Source organism: Paenibacillus sp. FSL R7-0026, assembly GCF_038004485.1.
In the GTDB taxonomy this organism is placed as follows: Bacteria; Bacillota; Bacilli; order Paenibacillales; family Paenibacillaceae; genus Paenibacillus; species Paenibacillus xylanexedens_A.
In genome coordinates, this window is sequence record NZ_JBBORG010000001.1 from 60269 (window position 1) to 84443 (window position 24175).

The 24175-nt window shown below is 48.0% G+C and carries 23 protein-coding genes; all 23 read left to right on the forward strand.

What is annotated here, in order from left to right:
• The first annotated feature begins 56 nt into the window (after nt 1-56).
• The 23 genes from MKY44_RS00285 to MKY44_RS00395 all read left to right on the forward strand — a co-directional run bounded on the left by MKY44_RS00285 (nt 57) and on the right by MKY44_RS00395 (nt 24103).
• Entirely contained in the window at nt 57-809 is a 753-nt protein-coding gene (locus MKY44_RS00285; protein WP_091018321.1) for a VWA domain-containing protein, read from the forward strand.
• On the forward strand, nt 793-1740 hold the full coding sequence (locus tag MKY44_RS00290; RefSeq protein WP_341005674.1) for a serine/threonine protein kinase: 948 nt from the start codon (nt 793-795) through the stop codon (nt 1738-1740). Before MKY44_RS00285 ends, MKY44_RS00290 begins: the two co-directional genes overlap by 17 nt.
• Before the next feature lie 44 nt (nt 1741-1784).
• Nucleotides 1785-3224 (forward strand): tRNA lysidine(34) synthetase TilS, encoded by a 1440-nt coding sequence (gene tilS / locus MKY44_RS00295; protein WP_341005675.1) that lies wholly within the window; start codon nt 1785-1787, stop codon nt 3222-3224.
• Nucleotides 3225-3276: 52 nt separating this feature from the next.
• Nucleotides 3277-3816, forward strand: a complete 540-nt coding sequence (gene hpt, locus MKY44_RS00300) for a hypoxanthine phosphoribosyltransferase (protein ID WP_017691352.1) — start codon at nt 3277-3279, stop codon at nt 3814-3816.
• A gap of 100 nt (nt 3817-3916) precedes the next feature.
• Complete coding sequence (gene ftsH, locus MKY44_RS00305) at nt 3917-5962, forward strand: ATP-dependent zinc metalloprotease FtsH (protein WP_341005676.1); 2046 nt, start codon at nt 3917-3919, stop codon at nt 5960-5962.
• A 300-nt stretch (nt 5963-6262) separates the two neighbouring features.
• Complete coding sequence (gene nadA / locus MKY44_RS00310; protein ID WP_341005677.1) at nt 6263-7201, forward strand: quinolinate synthase NadA; 939 nt, start codon at nt 6263-6265, stop codon at nt 7199-7201.
• A gap of 35 nt (nt 7202-7236) precedes the next feature.
• Nucleotides 7237-8877 carry an L-aspartate oxidase gene (gene nadB, locus MKY44_RS00315; protein ID WP_341005678.1) on the forward strand — a complete coding sequence of 547 codons (1641 nt, stop codon included), beginning with the start codon at nt 7237-7239 and terminating at the stop codon, nt 8875-8877.
• A complete protein-coding gene (nadC, locus tag MKY44_RS00320; RefSeq protein ID WP_091039124.1) occupies nt 8874-9740 on the forward strand; it encodes a carboxylating nicotinate-nucleotide diphosphorylase in 867 nt (288 codons plus the stop codon). The genes nadB and nadC overlap by 4 nt, the downstream gene beginning before the upstream one ends.
• A 6-nt stretch (nt 9741-9746) precedes the next feature.
• Nucleotides 9747-10517, forward strand: a complete 771-nt coding sequence (locus tag MKY44_RS00325) for a type III pantothenate kinase (RefSeq protein ID WP_026081372.1) — start codon at nt 9747-9749, stop codon at nt 10515-10517.
• Between the two features lie 73 nt (nt 10518-10590).
• Nucleotides 10591-11511: an Hsp33 family molecular chaperone HslO gene (hslO, locus tag MKY44_RS00330; RefSeq protein WP_047844508.1), complete on the forward strand. Its 921-nt coding sequence runs from the start codon at nt 10591-10593 to the stop codon at nt 11509-11511.
• 23 nt (nt 11512-11534) lie between these two features.
• Nucleotides 11535-12485, forward strand: coding sequence for a peptidyl-prolyl cis-trans isomerase (locus MKY44_RS00335; protein ID WP_341005679.1), 951 nt, complete (start codon nt 11535-11537; stop codon nt 12483-12485).
• Between the two features lie 345 nt (nt 12486-12830).
• A complete protein-coding gene (gene cysK, locus MKY44_RS00340; protein WP_341005680.1) occupies nt 12831-13769 on the forward strand; it encodes a cysteine synthase A in 939 nt (312 codons plus the stop codon).
• A gap of 140 nt (nt 13770-13909) precedes the next feature.
• Nucleotides 13910-15523 (forward strand): anthranilate synthase component I family protein, encoded by a 1614-nt coding sequence (locus MKY44_RS00345; protein ID WP_341005681.1) that lies wholly within the window; start codon nt 13910-13912, stop codon nt 15521-15523.
• A 50-nt stretch (nt 15524-15573) separates the two neighbouring features.
• Nucleotides 15574-16149 carry an aminodeoxychorismate/anthranilate synthase component II gene (gene pabA, locus MKY44_RS00350; RefSeq protein WP_036606106.1) on the forward strand — a complete coding sequence of 192 codons (576 nt, stop codon included), beginning with the start codon at nt 15574-15576 and terminating at the stop codon, nt 16147-16149.
• 1 nt (nt 16150) lies between these two features.
• Entirely contained in the window at nt 16151-17035 is an 885-nt protein-coding gene (locus MKY44_RS00355) for an aminotransferase class IV (protein ID WP_341005682.1), read from the forward strand.
• The gene (gene folP / locus MKY44_RS00360; RefSeq protein ID WP_341005683.1) at nt 17032-17895 is read left to right on the forward strand and encodes a dihydropteroate synthase; all 864 of its coding nucleotides are present in this window, start codon (nt 17032-17034) and stop codon (nt 17893-17895) included. The genes MKY44_RS00355 and folP overlap by 4 nt, the downstream gene beginning before the upstream one ends.
• A gap of 116 nt (nt 17896-18011) precedes the next feature.
• Nucleotides 18012-18374 carry a dihydroneopterin aldolase gene (gene folB / locus MKY44_RS00365; RefSeq protein WP_036606103.1) on the forward strand — a complete coding sequence of 121 codons (363 nt, stop codon included), beginning with the start codon at nt 18012-18014 and terminating at the stop codon, nt 18372-18374.
• 9 nt (nt 18375-18383) lie between these two features.
• Entirely contained in the window at nt 18384-18932 is a 549-nt protein-coding gene (gene folK, locus MKY44_RS00370) for a 2-amino-4-hydroxy-6-hydroxymethyldihydropteridine diphosphokinase (protein ID WP_047844503.1), read from the forward strand.
• Complete coding sequence (locus tag MKY44_RS00375) at nt 18893-19087, forward strand: helix-turn-helix domain-containing protein (protein WP_036668438.1); 195 nt, start codon at nt 18893-18895, stop codon at nt 19085-19087. Before folK ends, MKY44_RS00375 begins: the two co-directional genes overlap by 40 nt.
• A 96-nt stretch (nt 19088-19183) precedes the next feature.
• Nucleotides 19184-20203 (forward strand): tRNA dihydrouridine synthase DusB, encoded by a 1020-nt coding sequence (gene dusB, locus MKY44_RS00380; RefSeq protein WP_091018303.1) that lies wholly within the window; start codon nt 19184-19186, stop codon nt 20201-20203.
• 250 nt (nt 20204-20453) lie between these two features.
• Nucleotides 20454-20933 (forward strand): transcription elongation factor GreA, encoded by a 480-nt coding sequence (greA, locus tag MKY44_RS00385; protein ID WP_036606099.1) that lies wholly within the window; start codon nt 20454-20456, stop codon nt 20931-20933.
• 116 nt (nt 20934-21049) lie between these two features.
• Entirely contained in the window at nt 21050-22561 is a 1512-nt protein-coding gene (gene lysS, locus MKY44_RS00390) for a lysine--tRNA ligase (RefSeq protein WP_341005684.1), read from the forward strand.
• A 204-nt stretch (nt 22562-22765) separates the two neighbouring features.
• The gene (locus MKY44_RS00395; protein ID WP_341005685.1) at nt 22766-24103 is read left to right on the forward strand and encodes a TrkH family potassium uptake protein; all 1338 of its coding nucleotides are present in this window, start codon (nt 22766-22768) and stop codon (nt 24101-24103) included.
• Nucleotides 24104-24175 lie beyond the last annotated feature (72 nt).

A 24175-nucleotide genomic window follows, 5' to 3' on the forward strand; every position in this document is an offset into this window, starting at 1 on the left:
ATTCTGGCAATGCTAGTCATAGAGTTGGAGAGTAACGAATAACGGAGGGATATCGGATGAAGCAAATCTTATTGATCACCGACGGTTGTTCCAATGTAGGACCAAGTCCGGTGCTGGCAGCGGCCGAAGCACAGGAAGAGGGGATTACGGTTAATGTGGTTGGCGTGATTGATTATGGAACCATTGGTGAGCTGGGTAGCCGGGAGATTGAGGATATTGCCAGAGCCGGAGGTGGAATCAGCCAAATTGTAGGTACACGGCAGCTTGCCCATACGATGCAGATGATGACAAGGAAAACGGTGGTTCAGACCATTCAGCAGGCGGTTAATAGAGAGTTAACACAAATTTTGGGAGAGAAGGAGCCCAAAACGGTAACCGATCTGGAGCCTGCACAACGCGCCCGGGTCGTGGAAGTGATGGATGATATGGCTGAAACTACAGCCTTACAGGTTATATTGCTAATAGACGTCAGTGCCAGCATGAAGCCCAAACTGGCTGCGGTAGAAGAAGGCATTCGTGATTTAATGTTGAGTTTGCAGGCGCGTATAGGTCAGAGCAAGCTTTCCGTATTTCATTTTCCGGGACGACACAGTGGAGAAGATGCGGTAATGGATATTGACTGGACAACGGATCCAGGCCGTGTTCGGTCCTTGTTTGGAAGGTTGCAGATGAAGGGTGCAACGCCGACAGGTCCTGCAATTCAGAAGGTGATTGATTTTTACCGTTATGGTACACTGGAGAAACAGCAGGAAATAGAAGGGAACTATCGCATTGAAAGAGAAGGGATGCTCGGTGACAACGTTGTCTGACGCCTCTTTCCCGCCAGGAACAGTGGTTACAGGGAAATGGAATCGCAGTCGTTACACGATTCGGAAGCTACTGGGCAAAGGAGCTAATGGCATCGTTTTTCTTGTCCAACGGGGTGAAAATGGCAAACACTACGCGCTAAAAATGGGATTTGATCCGGTTGATCTGCAATCGGAAGTTAATGTGCTCAAATCTTTTCAACTACAGCGTAATCATGAAGCCCTTCGGCAGAGCGGCATTCCTTCCTATCTTAAAGATGTGGATGATTATGCCGTTCGTGGCCGGGATATTCCCTTTTATGTGATGCGTTACGTTAGAGGTGAGGCACTTCATCACTTCATTCGGCGTCAGGGGACAGACTGGACACTTCTGGTGGGACTTAGACTCTTGCAGAAGCTGGCACAATTGCATCAGGCGGGATGGGTGTTTGGTGATCTCAAACCTCAGAATGTGTTGGTATCCGACTATGGGCAGGTGGAATTGATCGACTACGGCGGAGTTACGTCGATTGGTCGAAGCGTCAAACAGTTCACCGAATGGTATGATCGGGGCTTCTGGAATGCAGGCAGCCGTACGGCAGATGGTACCTATGATGTATTTGCATTTGCATTATTGTTGATTCATGTACTTGAAGCAGACGCGCTCAAGGCACTGGCAGCCGAGGGATTACCGCAACTGCGAAGTGTGAATCAGCTCGTAGTGCTGGTGGAGCGCAGTGAACGACTGGGTCCTTTTCGCAATTGGACGATTCAGGCATTACGAGGTCAGTTTCGTGATGCAGTTCATGCTGCACAAGGGTGGAAGGAAATGATGGCACGCCCCACGCCTCTCCGCCGTCGTTCCAAAAGTACAACACCGCGCTGGCTTAAAAACGCATTTGCTGTATCTGTGATATTACTTATTGGAGTGCTCATCTATGCACTACTTTTCTGATCTGTGAGAGTGCATATACATAACGCAAGGAATGAGGAACAGGTATGGAGGCTTTACGCTGGAACATGCTGGTGAAGAACGTGCTGGATGCAGCGGAAGAGCATCAGTTATGGGTTCCCGGGGATCGGATTGTCGTCGCAGTATCGGGCGGGCCGGACTCGGTAGCTTTTTTGCATATCATGCACGAGATCAGCAAGCGGCATATGCCACTTGAATTGATCTGTGCCCACGTGCATCATGGCTTCCGGAGTGAATCTGATGACGAAGCGGAGAAAATGATGGAACTGGCACAACAGCTTGGTATTACATTTGAATGGACCAAGGCCGATGTACCTTCATATATGGAGCTTACGGGTCAGGGACCACAGGAAGCAGCCCGCAACAAGCGATATGCCTTTCTTCATGAAGTGGCTTCCAAATATAATGCAGCAAGCATCGCTTTGGCACATCATGCCGATGATCAGGCGGAGACGGTCATGCTTCATTTGCTTCGTGGAACCGGCTTGTCGGGACTCTCAGGAATGAAGTTTAAAAGACGAGAAAAAAATGTGGAACTTATTCGTCCATGCCTTCGTATAAACAAGACAGACCTTGTAGAAGCTTGTAATACCCAGGGTTTTATGTATTTCAATGATGAGAGCAACGCCCTGCGTAAATATCGGCGTAATGCCATTCGCTTGGATGTGCTTCCTTTTTTGGGGCAGTATAATGGACAACTCACGCCGTCATTGAATCGGCTTGCCGAAATTGTGGGTGATGAAGACGATTTCATGGAGCAGAGTGCATATGACACATACAGGTGTCTAGTGCAGGTGAACGGCGGAAGGCAAACCTTTGAGGTGCCTTCCTTCTTGAAGTTACATGTCGCTTTACAACGAAGGTTGATTAAACTAATATTGAATTATCTGCCTTTGGACAGTGATTTTGTCGACTTTACCCGTATAGAAACCATTCGACGCAAGGTCATGGAGACCCATGTGACGACCTGGAGCCTGGATATAGGACAGACACTCGCCTGCACTCGGGAGTATAATCTGATTTCTTTTGGCATACGGACGGACGTACAGGATCAATCTTACGAGTATCGTCTTGCGCAATGGAGTGGAACTTATGAGCTTTCACTCACCCCAATTAACCGGTATATTCGGTTGATGACGGTGAGTCCCGAGGACTATCATGTACCGGAATCGGCGGATCAAGCCGCGTTTGATGCGGATCAACTGCTTATGCCGCTGGTTGTGCGTTCACGGTTACCTGGAGATACCATGAAAGTGATGGGATTAAACGGAAGCAAAAAGGTGAAAAATATTTTCATCGATGAGAAAATCCCCCCATCTGTCCGTCCACGTATTCCTGTGGTATGTGATGGAGCAGGTCATATCATCTGGTTACCGGGTGTTCGACGGTCCAATGTGGCTCCTGTCAGGGAGGGCACTTCCGCAATCCTGTACATGACTGTAGGCGATTCAGCGATTCAGGGGTAGTGGTTATGGTTCAGGTAAGGCTTTCATAGTATAACTTAGGAGGTTCGCACAGTTGCAGAACGACATTCAGGAAGTATTGATCAGTGAAGAAGAAATTCAGAGTAAAGTCAAGGAATTAGGCGCAACACTAAGTGCCGAATATGCAAATCGCAATCCTTTGGTCATTTGTGTGCTCAAGGGTGCGTTTATATTTATGGCTGATTTGGTTAAAAACATAACGGTACCTGTTGAAATGGATTTTATGGCGGTATCCAGTTATGGCGCTTCCACCAAGTCATCAGGTGTTGTCAAAATCATTAAGGATCTGGATGTATCCGTTGAAGGACGGGAAGTTCTGATTGTCGAAGATATTATCGACAGCGGACTTACACTCAGCTATCTGATTGAACTGCTAGAAAACCGCGGTGCCGAGTCGGTGCGAGTGGTTACGCTGTTCGACAAGCCTTCAGGCCGTAAAGTTGAGTTGGAAGCTCATTACACAGGCTTTGACATTCCTGACGCGTTCATCGTTGGTTACGGTTTGGATTTTGCGGAGAAGTACCGGAACCTGCCCTATATCGGGATTTTGAAGCCGGAAGTCTATAGTAGCTAATATCCTGCCCGACCCAAGCCTTGAGCTGTTCTTGGCTTCTGTTGAGAAGCCATGTCGGGCTATGTTAAAATAATTAAAGTGTCTCGAGAGGAGGTAGGGGATGAATCGGTTCATCCGGAATTCTGGTTTTTATTTGATTCTTTTTTTAGTTGTGGTGGGGATAGTCCAGTTCGTCAGCAATGGCGGCGAAGCCACCGATAATCCTAGATATGATCAGTTGCGTGCAGCGATCAAAGCCAACAATGTCTCTGAATTGACGGTTCAATTCAACGGTCAAACGTATCTCGTGACCGGTCAATACAAGAAGGCACCTGATGGCGCCAAATCAGAAAATTTCTCAACGTATATTCCTCCTACGGATGAGGCAATTAGTGAACTTGTAGCTGCAAGTGAAACTAACAATTTCCAATATCATCAGGAGCCAATGAAAGGTGACAGCATCTGGTTGACGTTGCTGACTTCCTTTATTCCTTTGATCATTATGTTCCTGCTGTTCTTCTTCCTGTTTAATCAGGCTCAAGGCGGCGGCGGTAAAGTAATGAACTTTGGTAAAAGCCGTGCTCGTCTCTACAACGAAGAGAAGAAGCGGGTTACATTTGAAGATGTTGCGGGTGCTGACGAAGAGAAACAGGAACTTGTTGAGGTTGTAGACTTCCTCAAGGACCCTCGTAAATTCGCAGCAGTAGGTGCACGGATTCCTAAGGGCGTATTGCTCGTAGGGCCTCCAGGTACCGGTAAAACATTGCTCGCTCGTGCCGTAGCCGGTGAAGCGGGTGTACCATTCTTCACTATTTCAGGTTCCGACTTCGTGGAAATGTTTGTCGGTGTCGGTGCATCACGTGTACGTGATTTGTTTGAAAATGCGAAGAAAAATGCCCCATGTATCATCTTTATCGATGAGATTGATGCTGTAGGACGTCAGCGTGGTGCTGGTCTCGGTGGTGGTCACGATGAACGTGAACAGACACTCAACCAGTTGCTCGTTGAGATGGACGGATTCGGAGTTAATGAAGGTATTATCATCATAGCTGCAACGAACCGTGCAGATATTTTGGACCCTGCCTTGCTGCGTCCTGGACGTTTTGACCGTCAAATTACGGTTGACCGCCCTGATGTAAGAGGTCGTGAAGCTGTCCTGAAAGTACATTCCCGTAATAAACCACTGACCAAAGATGTGAAGATGGATATTATCGCGAAGCGTACAACAGGTTTCTCTGGTGCAGATCTGGAAAATCTCTTGAACGAAGCGGCATTGCTTGCAGCGCGTCGTAACCGTAAAGATATTTCCATGAAGGAAGTTGACGAAGCGATTGACCGTGTCATCGTTGGTACGGAGAAGAAAAGCCGTGTCATCAGTGATCGCGAGAAACGAATCGTTGCTTATCACGAAGCAGGTCATACCATTGTAGGATACTTCCTCGAACATGCTGATATGGTACATAAAGTGACCATTATTCCGCGCGGACGTGCGGGTGGATATGTAATCATGTTGCCAAAAGAAGACCGTATGCTGGTTACCAAGCAGGAATTGCTGGATAAAGTAACCGGACTTCTCGGGGGTCGTGTAGCTGAAGAATTGTTCATCGGAGAAATTGGTACTGGTGCATACAGTGACTTCCAGCAAGCGACAGGTATTGTTCGCAGCATGGTTATGGAATACGGTATGAGTGAGAAATTGGGACCTATGCAATTCGGAAGTTCACAAGGACAGGTATTCCTTGGTCGGGATATCGGTCATGAACAGAATTACTCGGATTCCATTGCTTACGAGATTGATCAGGAAATGCAACGCTTTATCAATGACTGTTATGAGAAGTGTAAGGACTTGCTTGTTAAACATTCAAAAGAGATGCACCTGATCGCTCAAACTTTGCTTGAGGTAGAGACTTTGGAAATGGATCAGATCAAGCAATTGATCGAAACAGGTTCTTTGACTCCAAAAGCAGAGAATGACAATGATGGTGAAGGCACACCATCTGAAGGCGGAGAGCCAATCATCGACACCATCGGTGATGTGCGTGTTCGTATTCAAGGTAAAGATGAAACGCCTGAGCCACCAGCCGGAGATATTCCAAACGAAGCTCCGAATCTGGAAAAGGGTAATAACAATAACCCGGATGATGGCGGAACGAAGCCAACGTCTTAATGCACAATACATCTGGCTATGATAGCAGGTGAAATCAAGAGAGCCCTCGAGGCTCTCTTTTTTTTATCCATTATTTTAAAAGAGGATAGATAAAGATAAACGGGAGTTAGATGGCGAACCAGTTAGCAAACAGGTGGTTACAGCGCTGTTCCGGGCCTTTTTCATTTATTGACAGAGTCGTGAACGTTGTGTAAATTAGTTGTTAAACCGCTTGTGATTCGTTTCTCAAGCGAAGATAACGACTTAGGTTAGCCCACGAAACAGCGCATGACGCTGTCCCGATAAAGGAGAGGATCACAGGTGGAAGCTCTGGCTTTAGAGCGCAAGGCTGAGATGAACCGCGAGCTGCGTGAGCGGCTTATGGTGTTGAAGAAGGAACGTAATGCCATTATTCTTGCCCATTATTATCAACGTGACGAAGTACAGGAGGTTGCCGACTTCCGTGGAGATTCGTTTCTGTTAGCCCAGAAGGCAGCACAGACAGATGCGGATGTGATCGTTTTCTGTGGTGTTCATTTTATGGGTGAAAGCGCTAAAATTCTTGCGCCAAATAAAACAGTTATTATCCCGGACGAACGTGCGGGCTGCCCAATGGCAGATATGGTGAATGTGGATGGACTACGCAAATTGAAAGCACAACATCCTAATGCCAAGGTGGTTACGTATATCAATTCCTCGGCTGAGATCAAAGCAGAGACTGACATCTGTTGTACATCGGCGAACGCAGTCCGGGTTATTCAATCGGTGGATTCCGACGAAATTATCTGGGTACCGGATAAAAACCTGGGACATTATGTGCAGCAGCATACAGACAAGAAAATGATTATCTGGGAAGGTTACTGCAACACTCACGATATGCTTACAGTCAAAGATGTGGTGGAGATGAGAGCCAAGCATCCAAATGCAGAGTTTGTTGTCCATCCAGAGTGTCGCCCTGAGGTTGTAGAAATGGGTGATTTTGTAGGCAGCACAACAGCTATTCTGGAGTATTGCAAAAATTCATCAGCGAAGGAATTTATCGTAGGTACCGAAGATGGTACAGGATATCAGCTTCGTCTGGATAGTCCGGATAAACAGTTCCACTTTGCTACCAAGTTCCTCGTATGTCCCAACATGAAGGTGAACAACTTGAAGAAACTGGTGAAATGCCTGGAAACGATGAGGCCGCAAATCTACGTGCCACCGGCCGTTGCCGACAAAGCCAGAGAATCGCTAGAGCGCATGTTGTTGGTAAAGTAGGATGCGCTACTCTTGCTCCAAGACAGGTGAATAACATGATACCGCAATATTTAGTTGATTTTGATCTGTCTGCCCTACCCATGGTAGAGACGGATGTACTGGTTATAGGCTCAGGGATTGCTGGTTTGTTTACTGCCATTAAGGCAAGTGAACAACAACGTGTATTAATGATCACAAAGAAGTCATTACTTGAAAGTAACACCAGATATGCGCAGGGAGGCATCGCTGCGGTTATTGCTGAGGATGATTCACCTGCTTACCACTTGCAGGACACACTTGTAGCAGGAGCGGGCTTATGCCGCTCCGAAGCGGTAGAGGTATTGGTGAATGAGGGGCCGGACGGAGTGAAGGAACTGATTCGTTTGGGTACTTTATTTGATCTGGAGAACGGCGAGTTGGCGTTGACGCAGGAAGGTGCGCATAGCCACCGCCGTATTTTGCATGCCAACGGAGATGCAACAGGATATGAGATTGTACGTGCGCTTGCTGTTGAAGTGAATGAGCATCCCGGGATTGAAGTATGGGATGAGCATTTTGTTGTTGACCTGATTACGGATCGAGATCGAGGGGAATGCATTGGCGCTCTGGTTCAGAAGGATGACGGATCGCAAGTGTTTGTGAAGGCACAGGCAACCGTTCTTTGTTCTGGTGGGGCAGGACAACTGTACCGATACACGACGAATCCGGATGTAGCTACTTCCGATGGTGTAGCCATGGCCTATCGGGCTGGGGCTATTGTTCGTGACATGGAATTTATCCAATTCCACCCCACCTCTCTATGTTACCCGGGAGCCCCGCGTTTCCTTGTGTCAGAAGCCGTACGCGGTGAAGGGGCATATTTGCGCAATGTGAAGGGCGAGCGCTTCATGGATCGTTATCATGCCCAGCTTGAACTGGCCCCACGAGATATCGTGGCACGAGCGATTGTTAGTGAGATGGAGTCCACCAACAGTACCTTTGTGTACTTGGACATTACACATGAACAGCCAGAGATGATCAAGCATCGGTTCCCTACCATATATGAGACTTGTATGCGTTATGGATTAGACATGACAACGGACTGGATTCCCGTTGCACCTGCTGCCCATTACATGATGGGTGGAGTGAAAACGGATTTAAGTGGAGAGAGCAGCATCTCCCGATTATTTGCTTGTGGCGAGGTGTCTTCTACAGGAGTGCATGGAGCCAACCGCCTGGCAAGCAATTCTTTATCAGAAGCGATTGTATTTGGGCGGAGAATTGTTGATCGTATTCAATCTCTCCCTCCGCTTGGTTTATTACAAGCAAGAGGGGCTACGCCTTCATCTGTGGACATGAATAAAAAGATCAACAAGATCACGGAAGAGCAAAAGCCGGTATCCGAAAGACGTTTACGACTACAGAAAATGATGGTTCGTCAGGTCGGTTTGCGCCGGAATGGTGAGGACCTGCAGAAGGCTATGGACAAGCTGCAACAGGAATTGCAATTTTTTGATCAGACACTCACTCATAAGGAAGAGCTGGAGTATGCCAACCTCTTGACCTGTGCCTGGTTAGTTACCAGCGGAGCATTACATCGCGAGGAGAGTCGGGGGGCTCACTATCGTGAGGATTTCCCGGCGCGTGATGATATCGTGTGGCAGAAGCATAGTCTGCAGCAGCGAGAACAAGCCATTGTGGAGGAATTGATGTCATGATACTGAATGGATATAATGAAGGGCTTATCGAATCAATCAAAAACTGGCTTCGTGAAGATGTTGGTGCAGGTGACGTTACAACAAGTGTGACGATTCCAGCAGGCAACCAATCCAAGGCCATTATACACGCCAAAGACAATGGTGTTATTGCAGGCATGACCGTAGCTGAACTTGTATTTCAGGTCGTTGATCCTGATCTTGTATTTACACCGAAGGTAACAGACGGAGACAAGGTTACCCATGGCACGATTTTGGCCGAGGTAGAGGGAAGTACACATTCACTGCTTACAGGGGAACGACTGGCACTTAACTTGCTGCAACGTATGTCCGGAATAGCTACGCGTACGCGTGCCTACGTGGATGTGCTGGATGGTCTTGAGACCAGGCTTGTGGATACACGTAAGACAACGCCGGGCCATCGATTACTTGAGAAATATGCAGTGCGCGTGGGTGGCGGAGCGAATCATCGATTTGGACTGTACGATGCCGTTATGATTAAGGATAACCACATCAAGGGTGCAGGCGGAATCACCGAGGCGGTACAGCGTGCGCGAACCGTTATCCCACATACGATGACGATTGAAGTGGAGACTGAAAATCTGGAGCAGGTGAGAGAAGCCTTGCAAGCCGGGGCAGATATCATTATGCTGGATAACATGCATCCAGAGCGGATGCGTGAAGCAGTTGAACTTATTCGTGAACAGGCTCCTCATGTGAAGGTTGAAGCATCCGGTAACGTGTCTCTTCAGACCATTCGTGGTATTGCAGAGAGTGGTGTGGATGTAATTTCGGTTGGCAGGTTAACCTATTCCTTTGAGAGCCTGGATATTAGTCTGGATTTAAATGAAAAGAAAGAGGGGTGAACCTCTTTGATTCTAGTTGTAGACGTGGGGAACAGCAATATGGTGCTCGGCGTATATCAAGGCCGGGAATTGCTGCACCACTTTCGTCTGAGTACATCACGTCAGTCAACAGTGGATGAATACGGCGTATTGATTTATAATTTATTTCATATGTCCGGCATCAGGGCAAGTGACATCGAAGGTGTCATCATCTCATCTGTGGTTCCGCCGCTGGTGAATGTAATCGAAGCGATGTGTGAGAAGTATGTAGGCAAAAAAGCTTTGCTCGTTGGGCCTGGTATCAAAACTGGCTTGAACCTGCGATACGAGAACCCTCGTGAAGTGGGTGCGGATCGTATTGTTAATGCAGTGGCAGCCGTTGAGAAGTATGGCGGCCCTCTCGTCGTGGTCGATTTCGGTACCGCAACGACCTTTGACTGTATTGACGAGAAAGGTCACTACCTGGGGGGAGCTATTGTACCTGGCATTCAGATCGCCACTGAAGCGCTCTATGAGCGGGCATCCAAGTTGCCTCGTATAGAGCTGGAGAAACCTAAAAAGGTCATTGGCCGTAATACTATTCATGCTATGCAAGCGGGTATTATATTTGGCTATGCAGGGCAGGTAGATGGTATTGTAGAACGTATTCGCGAGGAAATGGGAGCGAAGCCCCGAGTTATCGCGACGGGTGGTCTCGCTACACTTATCGCAGAAGAAACCCGTAGTATAGAGGAAGTTGATCCGCTGCTTACGCTTGAAGGGCTGCGTATTATATATGAGCGGAACCGGGAAAGGTGAGCATAGTGACGGCATACAGCGGGCTGAGATTACAGCTTAAGTGTTGTGCCGTTTTTTCTGTGTTACGACTATTATGGCGATACGCCAAAGGAGGCTGAATGACTTGGAAAACAACAACAAGCATGACCGGTTAATTCGTGGTACAGCAATGAATGGAAAGGTAAGAGCCTTTGCTATCCAGACTACGGAACTGGTTGAGGAACTACGCAGAAGACACGATACGTTTCCCACGGCTACAGCTGCCATGGGGCGTACGGTTACAACAGCAGCCATTATGGGTGCAATGCTCAAAGGTGAAGAGAAGTTAACGGTACAAGTCAACGGTGATGGGCCCATTGGACAGATTGTAGCTGATGCCAATGCGAAAGGCGAAGTACGAGGATATGTTTCTAATCCGCATGTACATTTGCCAAGCAATAGTGTGGGAAAACTGGACGTTGCAGGCGCGGTTGGAACGGAAGGTTTCATCAACATAACGAAGGATTTGGGACTGAAAGAACCATATCGTGGCAGTGTGCCTATTATTTCAGGAGAACTGGGCGAAGACTTCACGTACTACTTTGCGCAATCGGAGCAAACACCTTCTGCAGTAGGCGTTGGTGTGCTCGTTGATACGGATAATTCCGTTATTGTCTCAGGTGGATTCATTATGCAGCTGTTGCCGGGATTGACAGATCCAGAGATCACGGCGATCGAAAACGCCATTAGTACGTTGCCGCCAGTGACGACGTTGCTGGAGCAGGGACTTGAATTGGAAGAGTTGCTTCGCCGATTGTTGCCAGATGTACAAGTGATGGAAGGATTGGATATACATTTTAGCTGTGAATGTTCACGTGAGCGAGTAGAGAAGACGCTGATCAGCCTGGGCCAAACGGAGATGGAGCAATTAATTGAAGAAGAGGGCCAGGCTGAAGTGGTCTGCCAATTCTGTAATGAAGCCTATGACTTTAACAAAGAACAACTTGAGACCATCCTAGAGCAAGCCAAGAACTGATCTATGCGGGGACGGGATGCGGAATGACAAGACAGGAAAAAGGGTTGTGGACGGCTGTAATTGTCTTGACGCTGGGCATGCTGGTTATGGGAACGGTGATGGCTATGCATGGTCTCAGACAGGGCAAAGACGAGGCAGATGCATCCCATGATGCCAATACGGAAGAAGGAAGCACCGTAGCGACGATCAACGGAGAAGTTATCACGGACAAAGAGTGGACCGATGCGCTGAAACGACGTTACGGCAGTGAGTTATTACTCCAGATGTTAAACCGTAAAGCAGTATATGCCGAAGCAATTGAACGCAAGCTGACCGTCACTCCCCAAGAGATTGCAAGAGAACTTGCCGCCGCGATGGATGGGTACGATTCAGAGAAATCATATTTTGACGAAATGAAATCCCAATTGGGCCTGTCGAAACAGGAACTTGAGTTGGAAGCCGGCTACAGGCTGCTGCTTGAGAAAATCGCAACGATCGGTATACAGATCAAGGATGCAGATATTGAGCATTACTGGACTGAACACCGTGAGGATTACGTTTCTCCCGAGAAATATGACTTGTCCATCATCGTAGTGAAGGAAGAAGAAGAGGCGGATTCCTTACTGGATGCGTTGGAGAAGGGGGGAGACTTTGAAGAAGCTGCTCGCAAGCAATCGACAGACAGCTTCTCTCGTGATGCTGGTGGCAGGCTGGGATGGATTGAGAGGAATGATCCATTCCAGTCAGAAGAAATCCTTCAACTTGCTGCCGGGCTGGATGTAGGCGATATTGCCGGTCCGGTTCAAGTGGAAGAAGGCTATGTTATTATCAGACTTAATGATAAAGAAGAACGCCAGGTGCAATCGGCCGAAGAAGTCCGTGAGGAGATTCGAATGGAACTGGCTCTGAGTCAGGCTGATCCGTTGCCGCAGGTAGAGCAAATGCTGCGTAACAAGTATGAAGCCGTAATCCTGTCCGAGATTCCTGCCTCCTGAATGCAATGGAAAAGATTGTCTCGTACTGCTGCATCTTGATAAATATACTCTGTCTGCGGTCTTAGGGCCAAAGGCAGAGTATTTTTTTTGAGTACTCATATTGACAATAAGGGTTAACGTTGATAAGATGAAAATAATAAATACCTACTCGTTTACTCGGATATAAAAGATTTATTTATGAACAAAGAAACTTTCGGAAACCTCCGCCCTGTCTAGAAATCTTAGCAGTAAGGGATAGGATCAACAGGATTTCCGCAGTTCTTCTATAACAGCTAGAGGCTACCGGCCGCACAGTATAGGTTAACAGGACTCAAGTTTTATTCATCCACTAAGGAGGGCATTCATATGGCTAAAGTAGTTAATAACGTAACAGAACTCATCGGAGGTACTCCGCTTGTTCGTCTGAACCGTATCGTACCTGAAGGCAGTGCTGAAATATTCGTGAAGCTGGAGTACCAGAATCCAGGTTCAAGCGTGAAAGACCGTATCGCAATTAGCATTGTGGAAGAAGCGGAAAAAGAAGGCAAGCTGAAACCAGGTGATACCATTATTGAAGCAACAAGTGGTAACACGGGAATTGGACTCGCGATGGTGGCTGCAGCCAAAGGCTACAAGTCCGTTATTGTAATGCCTGAGACGATGAGCTTGGAGCGTCGTAACTTGCTTCGTGCGTATGGTGCTGAGCTTGTGCTAACACCTGGAGCTGAAGGTATGAATGGTGCTGTTAAAAAAGCCGAAGAACTGCTGAAAGAAAACCCTTCCTATTTCATGGCTGAGCAATTTAAAAATAAAGCCAACGTGAAGATCCACCGTGAAACGACTGGCCCTGAGATTGTTGAAGCAATTCAATCTGTAGGCGGTACGTTGGATGCTTTCGTTGCGGGAATTGGTACAGGCGGAACAATTACAGGTACAGGCGAAGTGCTGAAAGAAGCTTTTGCTGGTATTAAAATTGTTGCGGTTGAGCCAGCAGCTTCGCCAATTCTGGCGGGCGGCAAACCAGGACCACATAAGATCCAGGGGATTGGTGCCAACTTTATCCCTGAGATTCTGGATCAGGAAATCTATGATGAGATCATTCACATTGAGAATGATGATGCATTCGAGACGGCTCGTCAGGTAGCGAAGGAAGAGGGCATTCTGTCTGGTATTTCTTCCGGTGCGGCGATCCGTGCAGGTCTTCAGGTTGCGAAACAGTTGGGTGAAGGCAAGCGCGTTGTCGTAATCGTGCCAAGTAACGGCGAACGTTATCTCAGCACACCTCTTTACAACTTCGAAGGCTAAGTCTGCAAATGACAAAACCAATCCTCCTTGCCCGTATGACGGGTATGGAGGATTTTTGGCGTAATGCTTTTAAAAGGGGCGGCGCTTTAGTATACTATCAGACAATAGAACTAGCGACAGATGGAGGGCGGCACACCGCAATGACACACCTGATGACAACATACGCCGACTGGATGGAGTGGGCTGAACAAGGCTGGACCATGATGCCCTATATCACGAAGTCGGATGAGGGACCGTATCATGGCGGTTTACCGTTATCGTGGGAGGCAGCCTGGCAGCAGGCGTCACCCTACGCAATTGTGCTGGAGAATGGCAAAGGCGGGAGATATACATTTCTGGGGTTAGACCCCGTATCCGTTATTTCCGGTAAAGGTCAAGAAGCGATTATTCATGATGTGACGCAAGGAACCACCTCGACGGACAGCGGTAAGCCGCTTGATGTATTGAAGAGATGGACTGCCCCGTATCGCGCACCCAAGGTTAATGGGGCTCCAGACTTTGGGGGTGGATATGCAGGTTATCTCAGCTACGATGTAGCAAGATCATTGGAGAAGCTTCCAGACTTGGCTGAGGATAACCCGGCTCTGCCGGATTATTGGTGGATGCGCTTTGAAGAAATATGGGCGTATGACCATGAGCAGCAGGCGCTTTTCTGCATGGTTCATCTGGCTATAGAGCCTAACCGGAACGAAACGGATATCCGTAGCCTATATTCAGCGGCCGAAGTACGAGCGACAGCGATGCAGAAACGTTGGCTTCATATTATGGGGGCTGCACAGGCCGAGGAACAACAGCAGGCACTGGAACGCCGCAACAAGCAGGTCAATCGTACACCGCAGCCTGAAGATGCGGATAGGGAATCGGAAGGATGGGAAACCTCCTTTCCCCAGGAGAACTTTGAACAAGCTGTGCGTACGGTACAGGAATATATCAGGCAGGGCGATGTGTTCCAGGTGAATCTGTCCTTGAGGCAGGAGAAGCGGCTTCATTCGAGCGCTGAGCATATTTATGAATGGCTGCGCCTTGTGAATCCATCACCATATATGGGTATGCTGCGTAGTCCAGACTTTCAACTGGTAAGCGGATCTCCCGAGCTTCTGGTCAAAGTGGAGAATGGCAAAGTCAGTGCACGTCCCATCGCAGGAACCCGAAGAAGGGGCCGGGATGAAGCAGAGGATAAAGCTATGGCGGATGAACTGCTCAGCAGTGAGAAGGAACGAGCGGAGCATATTATGCTCGTTGATCTGGAACGTAATGATATCGGACGGATTGCGGCCTACGGTTCGGTTCATGTGCCTGAATTGATGACCATCGAGAAGTATTCCCATGTCATGCATCTCGTTTCCCAGGTGGAAGGTAGGCTGGCAGAAGGGTTATCCGTATTTGATGTGATCGCTGCGACATTCCCGGGTGGAACGATTACCGGGGCGCCGAAAGTCCGCACCATGGAGATTATCGAGGAACTTGAGCCTGTACGGCGTGGGCCCTATACGGGTTCCATTGGGTGGATGGATTACAGTGGGAATATGGAATTGAACATCGTCATTCGTACACTTGCCATCAAGGACGGTATTGGTTATGTACAGGCCGGGGCAGGGATTGTTATTGATTCCGATCCATATCGGGAATACAAGGAATGCCGCAACAAGGCAAGAGCCATGATGAGAGCTGTAAATTACAGCGAAGAGGCGGAAGCAAGCAGAGCTATTGAACAAGAACAAGCGGAGCGAACAGAAGCTGTTAAACTAAAATAAAACGAAGCAACCGTCACTTGCATTGACGGAAGATGAGGAGGAGCAGGCATATGATACTGGTTATCGATAATTACGATTCCTTCACGTACAACCTGGTTCAATATCTGGGTGAACTGGGCGAGACGGTGGAAGTTCGCCGCAACGACGAGATTGATCTGGCAGGCATAGAGGCACTGGCACCTGATCATATTCTGATCTCTCCGGGCCCGTGTACACCGAATGAAGCGGGTATTAGTCTGGCAGTCATCGATCATTTCAAGGGAAGCATTCCGATCTTTGGTGTTTGTCTGGGACATCAGTCCATTGGACAAGCGTTTGGTGGCAATGTCATTCGTGCGGAGCGCATGATGCACGGCAAAACATCCGAGATGCACCACAATGGGACATCGGTATTTGCCGGATTGCCATCTCCATTCACAGCTACCCGCTACCACTCCCTGATTGTGGAGCGCAGCAGCTTGCCTGACTGCCTGGAGATTACAGCGGAGACAGCTGAAGGTGAGATTATGGGTCTGCGCCACAAAGAATATGCGATTGAAGGTGTTCAGTTCCACCCGGAATCCATTATTACAGACCATGGTCATCAGATGCTTCGTAACTTTTTGTCCCAACAAGTGAAGGTATAACATGCAATATGCCGCGATAAATGGAGAGTTGGTCAATATGGCGGCGGCCGTGGTTCCTGTAACGGATCACGGCTTTTTGTACGGACTGGGCCTGTTTGAGACGTTCCGGACGTATCAAGGTGTCCCATATCTTTTGGAACGGCATCTGGAGCGAATGGCTTCGGGGTGTAGGGAACTTGGTATTCCTTTTACAACGACCACAGCAGAGGTGACAGATTGGATTCAACGTTTGATGGATGCGAACGGACTTCGGGATGCGTATGTGCGTTATACGGTATCAGCCGGTGAAGCACCGCTAGGCTTACCTTCTGGTGATTATTCAAAGCCAAATCATATTTTGCTGGCAAAAGCATTACCTGAACCTTCTCCCTCTTTATATGAGAGCGGCAAAATGCTCCAACGGTTGTCTACACCTCGCAACACGCCCGAAGGAGAAGTTCGGTTCAAGTCGCTACATTACATGAATAGCATTCTGGCGAAACGGGAGCTTAATGGATACGGGCAGCATGTGCAGGGTGCGGAAGGGTTACAATTAAACCGGGATGGTCATGTAGCGGAAGGGATCGTCAGCAATGTATTTTGGGTACGGGAAAATGTGCTCTACACGCCAGCAATCTCAACCGGCATTCTGCCGGGCATCACTAGAGCTGTGGTAATTGAGATCGGCACGCAGCAAGGAATTCCCTGCATAGAAACGTTAGCTGCCTGGGAGGAACTCCTGCAAGCAGATGAAATATTTTTAACCGGCTCGGTGGCAGAACTGGTTCCGGTGACAATTCTGCGGGATCAGGAGGGAGCCGAAACAATAATCAGCAACGGACATATAGGCCCGGTTACAGCATTCCTTCTGGGTATGTACCGGGAGAAAGCGGGGTATACTTCATGACACTTACACCTGTCATCTATGAACGGAACTATGCATGGGGACCAGCTAAGTTGAAGCTGGGTGAAAGAACACAGATTATGGGCATTCTTAACGTCACGCCTGACTCGTTCTCGGATGGTGGACGTTATACCAACGTGGAGCGGGCGGTTGCCCATGCCAAGCAGATGATGGAGGACGGGGCGGACCTGATTGATATTGGCGGGGAGTCCACCCGGCCAGGTTCAGATGTCGTGGGCGCCGATGAAGAGCTTAGCCGGATTATTCCGGTTATTGAGGCATTGCATCAGCAAGCCCCACACATTCCGATATCGGTAGACACGTATAAGGCCGATGTTGCACGTCAGGCTATTCTAGCCGGTGCCCATATTATTAATGATGTGTGGGGTGCCAAGGCAGATGCAGATATGGCCCGCACGGCAGCAGAGCTGGGGTGTCCCATCATTTTGATGCATAATCGGCAGGAGCGAAACTATACCGATTATCTGAGTGATGTCGTGAGCGATTTGCAGGAGAGCATACAGATTGCGTTAACAGCCGGCGTGAAAGCAGAGCAAATTATCCTGGACCCGGGTATTGGTTTTGTGAAGGATCTCGAAGAAAATCTGAAGCTCATGTCATCGCTCGGTTTGCTCAATGAAATGGGATATCCGGTTCTGCTAGCCACCTCACGCAAAAGATTCATCCAGAACACCCTGGATGTCGGGGCGGATGATGCGCTGGAAGGAACGGCTGCGACCGTTGCATTTGGCATTGCCCAAGGGTGCCAGATGGTTCGCGTTCATGATGTGAAGCCGATTCGGCGGACGGCAGACATGTGTGATGCCATGTTGTATGCTTCTCCGGGTATACGGAGGAAATAATGCTGGCGGGTCCGAGTGACCCGTCCAGTGGAAGCGCAGCGTTTTTCAAAGGCGAAGCTAAGGGATAACTTTAAATAGATTAAAATTTCAATATATATAGAGGGCAGGCGGATCGTATGGATAGAATGGTATTGCATCGTATGGAGTATTACGGATATCATGGTGTTTTTGCAGAAGAACGGAAGCTTGGGCAGCGGTATTATATTGATCTGGAGATTGATATGGACCTGGGTGAGGCCGGACGTAACGATGATCTGACCAAAACGATTAATTATGCGGAGATCCATGAGCTGGTAAAACAGATTGTAGAAAATAAATCATTCCAGTTAATTGAAGCTTTGGGCGAACATATTGCATCTTCTTTACTAGACACTTATACTATTATCAATGCATTGACAGTCAAGGTGACGAAGCCACATCCGCCATTCGATATTCATTTTGAGGGCGTAACGGTAGAGCTTCGCCGCACAAGAAAGTGAGAACCGATCATGATTGCACATTCGACCTCTGAATCCTCAGAGGCTTATATTGCTTTAGGGGCCAATTTGGGTGACCGGGAACAGACGCTGTTTGAAGCATTGTCTTTGCTGGATGAACACCCTCATATATCCGTTCTGCGTTGTTCTGCACTATATGAGACGGAGCCTGTAGGATATGTAGATCAGCCTGCATTTCTGAATATGGCAGTCGCCGTACAGGCGATGCTGACACCTGAGCAGTTGCTCACGGAATTATTGGATATCGAGAACCGTCTCGGTCGTGTTCGTGATATTCGCTGGGGACCGCGCACTGTTGATCTGGATCTGCTCTGGATGCACGGTGAGACGCGAGATACCGAATTGCTTCAATTGCCTCATCCCCGCATGGGAGAACGGGCTTTTGTGCTTGTCCCACTGTCGGATATCGTACCGGAGGGCGAGATTTCAGGTTTGTATACCTTTGTACACTCATCGTTGTCTGTACTGGATGGAAAGGATGGAATACAGCTTTGGAAAACATGCAATTGGCCAACCGAATCCGGGCATTCCGGAAGCTGAAAGGTTTAACACAACATGAACTTGCGGCCGAGACCGGCATCTCGCTGGCCATTCTGGGAACCATTGAACGGGGAAACCGTAAGGTATCACAGCAAGAGCTCGATCGAATTGCTGGTGTGCTGGCAATCAGTATCGAGGAGTTGCGGGGCAACTAGGACCGTTTCGGTTTCGCCATGTTACAACAACCAAGACACCGATCAAACTTTATATCGTGATATATACAGAATTAAAAAAGGAGTGGAACGACTACCGTGCTTAACATTGGTGGCATTGAAATGAAAAACCAGGTCGTACTTGCGCCGATGGCTGGCGTATGTAATCCGGCTTTTCGTTTGATCGCAAAAGAATTCGGAACAGGCCTCGTATGCGCGGAGATGGTGAGTGGCAAAGCCATTGTCCATGGCAACCAGCGTACACGTGAGATGTTGTTTGTAGATGAGCGTGAGAAACCGCTGAGCCTTCAGATTTTTGGGGGAGATCGTGATTCCCTTGTAGAAGCAGCCAAAATCGTGGACCAAGAAACCAATGCAGACATCATCGACATTAACATGGGATGCCCTGTGCCAAAGGTAACGAAATGTGATGCCGGTGCACGTTGGTTGCTTGATCCGAACAAAATCTATGAGATGGTATCCGCTGTCGTGGACGCGGTGGAGAAGCCGGTGACGGTCAAGATGCGTATCGGCTGGGATAACGAGCATATCTTCGCGGTGGAGAATGCGCTCGCGGTTGAACGTGCTGGTGGACAGGCGGTAAGTGTACACGGCCGTACGCGTGAGCAACTCTATACAGGCACAGCTGACTGGTCACACATCAAAGATGTAAAAGAAGCTGTCTCTATCCCAGTGATCGGCAATGGTGATGTCCATACACCAGAGGATGCACGCCGTATGCTGGATGAAACGGGTTGTGACGGAGTTATGATTGGTCGTGCTGCCCTGGGTAACCCATGGATGCTGTATCGTACCATTCAATACTTAAGCACGGGGGAATTGCTTCCTGACCCGAATGGCGAAGAGAAGATCCGTGTTGCCATCCTGCATATGGATCGCCTGATCGCATTGAAGAATGAGACAGTTGCCGTACGCGAGATGCGTAAACATCTGGCTTGGTATTTGAAAGGTTTGAAAGGATCTGCCCGCATCAAGGATGTTATTATGGAAGGAACCAAGCGGGACGAGATGGTACAGATTCTGGAGAACTTTGTGAGTCAGTTGAAAAGCGAAGGTAATTTGGAGTCAGAACCGGTAATCGCCGGAAATGCATCTTAATTATAAACGCATCTGTAAAACGTTTACACCTATAGGGGACTAACATTGACTTTTCGAGATCGTTCCCCTATAATTTCTCAGTATAAATTCGCCATGTGCGTTAATAAGGCTATAGCATCAGGAGGAATATTCTATTTCTCTGGAGAACTTCATATAGTTTTGAAGATGTATGCGAGCGGAGCTCTGTAACAAGCACTGATTCCGTTGCCGTACAATCAAATTTATTCCCATGACAGGAGAATCGGTTGAGATGAGCGACAAGGAAGTTATCCTTACACCAGAAGGACTCAAGAAGCTGGAAGAAGAATTGGAAACATTGAAATCAGTGAAGCGCCGCGAAGTGGCTGAACGGATTAAGGTAGCCATCGGGTATGGAGATATCAGTGAAAACTCTGAATACGAAGACGCGAAGAATGAGCAAGCTTTCATTGAAGGACGTGTAATCACGTTGGAGAAATTGCTTCGTAACGCGCGGATTATTAACAGCGACGAGATCGATACCGATGCCGTAAGCGTGGGTGCAACCGTCACTGTAGAAGATCTGGAGTTTGGCGACATCACGGAATATACGATTGTAGGTACTGCGGAGGCAGATCCGCTTCAGAACAAGATATCGAATGAGAGCCCTGTAGGTAAAGCGATTCTGGGCAAGAAAAAAGGTACAGTTGTTGATGTAAGTGTGCCTGCTGGCGTAATTCAATATAAAATTATGGACATTAAAAAGCTATAGCAACGAAGCAGTTGGGCGCGGTAAACAAAAGCTTCCTTAGGGAAGCTTTTTCAACATTAGAGGAAAAACGTCCTCTCGCGATGCCTGCAATGTAAATAAGGAGATGAATACAGATCATGACGGATGAAGTCTTGAATCAGGAAACCGAACTTAGCGAGCTTTTACAAATTCGCCGTGACAAATTGGACGAGCTCCGCAAATTGGGAATCGACCCTTTTGGCCAAAAATACGTACGTACCGAAGAAGCCGGCTCCATTCTGAAGAAGTATGAAGAACTGACCAAGGAAGAGCTGGAAGAGAAGCACATCGAAGTCAGTATTGCCGGACGGATTATGGCGAAGCGGGGAATGGGTAAAGCAAGCTTCGCACATATTCAGGACCTGAGCGGCAGAATCCAGATCTATGTTCGTCAGGATAGCGTGCCTGAAGACAAGTATGCGGCATTTAGCCTGCTTGACCTTGGCGATATCGTTGGGGTATCGGGTGTGATCTTTAAGACCAAAACAGGTGAAACTTCTGTCAAAGTGAAAGATCTTGAAGTGCTGTCCAAATCGCTCTATCCGCTTCCGGATAAATTCCATGGTCTCACTGACGTAGAGCTGCGTTACCGCCAACGTTATGTTGACCTGATTATGAGCCCGGACGTACAACAGACCTTTATCGCACGTTCCAAAATCATTCAATCGATGCGTCGTTACCTGGATTCCCTTGGATATCTGGAAGTGGAAACACCTACGTTGCATACGATCGCAGGAGGAGCGGCAGCACGTCCGTTCATCACACATCACAATGCGCTGGATATGGAACTGTACATGCGGATTGCGATTGAACTTCACCTGAAACGTCTGATTGTTGGCGGACTGGAGAAGGTATATGAGATCGGCCGTGTATATCGGAACGAAGGTATGTCCACACGTCACAATCCAGAGTTCACAATGATTGAATTGTATGAGGCATATGCCGACTACAAGGATATTATGCAATTGACGGAGAACCTGGTTGCTCATATTGCACAGGAAGTACTGGGTACGCAAGTGATCCAGTATGGAGATTATGAAGTAGATCTTACGCCACAGTGGCGCCGTGTTACGATGGTGGATGCAGTTAAGGAAGTCGCGGGCGTAGACTTCTCCGTACACATGACGGATGAGGAAGCACATAACTTGGCGAAGGAACATAAGGTTCCGGTTGAAAAACATATGACATTTGGTCATATTCTGAACGCGTTCTTTGAAGAATTTGTAGAAGAGACGTTGATTCAACCGACATTCATTATGGGACATCCTCTTGAAATCTCACCACTAGCGAAGAAAAATGATGTAGATCCGCGCTTTACGGATCGCTTCGAATTGTTCATCGTTGGACGCGAGCATGCCAATGCCTTCACAGAGCTGAATGATCCAATCGATCAGCGTCAGCGCTTTGAAGCACAGATGCTGGAGAAAGAACATGGGAACGACGAAGCTCATGAGATGGATGACGACTTCATCCGTGCGCTCGAATATGGTATGCCACCAACAGGCGGATTAGGAATCGGGGTTGATCGTCTGATCATGCTGCTTACCAACTCCCCGTCGATTCGTGACGTACTGCTCTTCCCGCACATGCGTCCTCGTACGCAAGATTAAATAAGGAACGTAGGATACGTTCATAATAGAAGAGGAACCTGCCGTTCAGTATCATGCTGGGGCAAGTTCCTCTTTAGGTTTACATAGACGCTAAAAATAAAGTTTGTCAGAAGGCCCTTGCTTACAGCACACCATTAGGGTAACACCGCGTCTTGAATTTGTTAGATTAACCTGTTCGTATTTTTGTTAAAAGAGGTGCCCTTCATGAAGTTCAGGCTTCACTTTGCCAAATTCTTATCTCCTCCGTTAATTCTGGTCGGTGGTTTTCTGCTTATCATTGCGATTGGAACGGTGCTTCTCATGTTACCAATCTCCAACCAAAGCGGTATGCATTTGGCGTTTATTGACGCGCTCTTTACATCAACCTCTGCTGCATGTGTGACTGGATTGGTTGTTGTGGATGTAGGGACAACGTTTAATTTGTTTGGTCAGATCGTCATTATGGTATTGATGCAGCTTGGTGGACTCGGATTCATGACCATGGCTACTCTCTTTGCACTTGTATTGGGCAAGCGAATCTCACTCAAGGACAGGTTATTACTCAAAGAAGCCATTAATGCAGACAGTATGGAAGGGATAGTACGCATTATCCGCAAGGTGTTGATTTTCTCCTTTACCATTGAAGGGGTGGCAGCTGTCATACTAGCGCTGCGCTGGGCAACGGAGATGCCATTGGGTCAGGCGGTATACTATGGAGTATTTCACTCTGTTTCACTATTTAATAACGGCGGATTTGACCTGTTTGGCAACAGCTTTCAATACTACACTGGAGACTGGATATTCAATGTGACCGCTTCTGTACTCGTTGTCTCTGGTGGACTTGGATTTGTTGTATTGAATGACCTGTTTGAGTATCGCAAACGTCGCCGTCTATCTCTTCAGTCCAAATTGGTGCTGTCTGTATCCGGAGCACTGATCGGTATAGGAGCGATTGTGTTGTTTGTTTTCGAATTCACCAATGGACATACACTGGCTTCACTCACTTGGAGCGAGAAGATCTATGCGTCCTTCTTCCAGTCTGTATCTACACGTTCGTCGGGAACGAGCACAATCGATATCACGGAGATGAGGCAGGCTACCCAATTCTTCTTCATTCTGCTGATGTTTATCGGGGCTTCCCCAGGATCGACCGGGGGCGGGATCAAGACGACTACATTCCTGATTATGATTGGTGCAGTGTATGCCATGATTCGGGGAAATAAGGATATTGTGTTTTTCCGCCAGCGTGTTCCGAAAGAACTGCTGATGAGGGCGCTGACCATTATTATGGTTTCTCTGATCATATTCATGATCGTGGTGATGCTTCTGCTTACGACAGAGGATGCGCCATTCCTTTCACTGATGTTTGAAGCTGCATCCGCAATCGGTACCGTGGGTCTTTCTGTGGGAGTGACTGATGAGTTGACCAATTGGGGAAAAATCATTATTACCTTTACCATGTTTGTAGGTCGGATTGGGCCATTAACCATCGCGTATGCCCTTCGTCCGCGCAAAGAGAAGAAACTGTATCGTCATCCGGAGGGCCGGATCATTATCGGATAAAAATAAAAACCGTCAGACATTCAGAACTAACTCCTGTTATCGTAACGGGCCTTAGTACAACGAATGTGCTGC

Excerpts from the sequence above, each read along its gene's own strand:
- pabA (WP_036606106.1), top strand. The coding sequence starts at position 15,574 with ATGATACTGGTTATCGATAATTACGATTCCTTCACGTACAACCTGGTT.
- tilS (WP_341005675.1), top strand. The coding sequence starts at position 1,785 with ATGGAGGCTTTACGCTGGAACATGCTGGTGAAGAACGTGCTGGATGCA.
- greA (WP_036606099.1), top strand. The coding sequence starts at position 20,454 with ATGAGCGACAAGGAAGTTATCCTTACACCAGAAGGACTCAAGAAGCTG.
- MKY44_RS00375 (WP_036668438.1), top strand. The coding sequence starts at position 18,893 with ATGCAATTGGCCAACCGAATCCGGGCATTCCGGAAGCTGAAAGGTTTA.
- folP (WP_341005683.1), top strand. The coding sequence starts at position 17,032 with ATGACACTTACACCTGTCATCTATGAACGGAACTATGCATGGGGACCA.
- cysK (WP_341005680.1), top strand. The coding sequence starts at position 12,831 with ATGGCTAAAGTAGTTAATAACGTAACAGAACTCATCGGAGGTACTCCG.
- MKY44_RS00355 (WP_341005682.1), top strand. The coding sequence starts at position 16,151 with ATGCAATATGCCGCGATAAATGGAGAGTTGGTCAATATGGCGGCGGCC.
- folK (WP_047844503.1), top strand. The coding sequence starts at position 18,384 with ATGATTGCACATTCGACCTCTGAATCCTCAGAGGCTTATATTGCTTTA.
- folB (WP_036606103.1), top strand. The coding sequence starts at position 18,012 with ATGGATAGAATGGTATTGCATCGTATGGAGTATTACGGATATCATGGT.
- MKY44_RS00395 (WP_341005685.1), top strand. The coding sequence starts at position 22,766 with ATGAAGTTCAGGCTTCACTTTGCCAAATTCTTATCTCCTCCGTTAATT.
- MKY44_RS00335 (WP_341005679.1), top strand. The coding sequence starts at position 11,535 with ATGACAAGACAGGAAAAAGGGTTGTGGACGGCTGTAATTGTCTTGACG.
- MKY44_RS00345 (WP_341005681.1), top strand. The coding sequence starts at position 13,910 with ATGACACACCTGATGACAACATACGCCGACTGGATGGAGTGGGCTGAA.
- nadC (WP_091039124.1), top strand. The coding sequence starts at position 8,874 with ATGATACTGAATGGATATAATGAAGGGCTTATCGAATCAATCAAAAAC.
- lysS (WP_341005684.1), top strand. The coding sequence starts at position 21,050 with ATGACGGATGAAGTCTTGAATCAGGAAACCGAACTTAGCGAGCTTTTA.
- ftsH (WP_341005676.1), top strand. The coding sequence starts at position 3,917 with ATGAATCGGTTCATCCGGAATTCTGGTTTTTATTTGATTCTTTTTTTA.
- hslO (WP_047844508.1), top strand. The coding sequence starts at position 10,591 with ATGGCGATACGCCAAAGGAGGCTGAATGACTTGGAAAACAACAACAAG.
- MKY44_RS00285 (WP_091018321.1), top strand. The coding sequence starts at position 57 with ATGAAGCAAATCTTATTGATCACCGACGGTTGTTCCAATGTAGGACCA.
- nadB (WP_341005678.1), top strand. The coding sequence starts at position 7,237 with ATGATACCGCAATATTTAGTTGATTTTGATCTGTCTGCCCTACCCATG.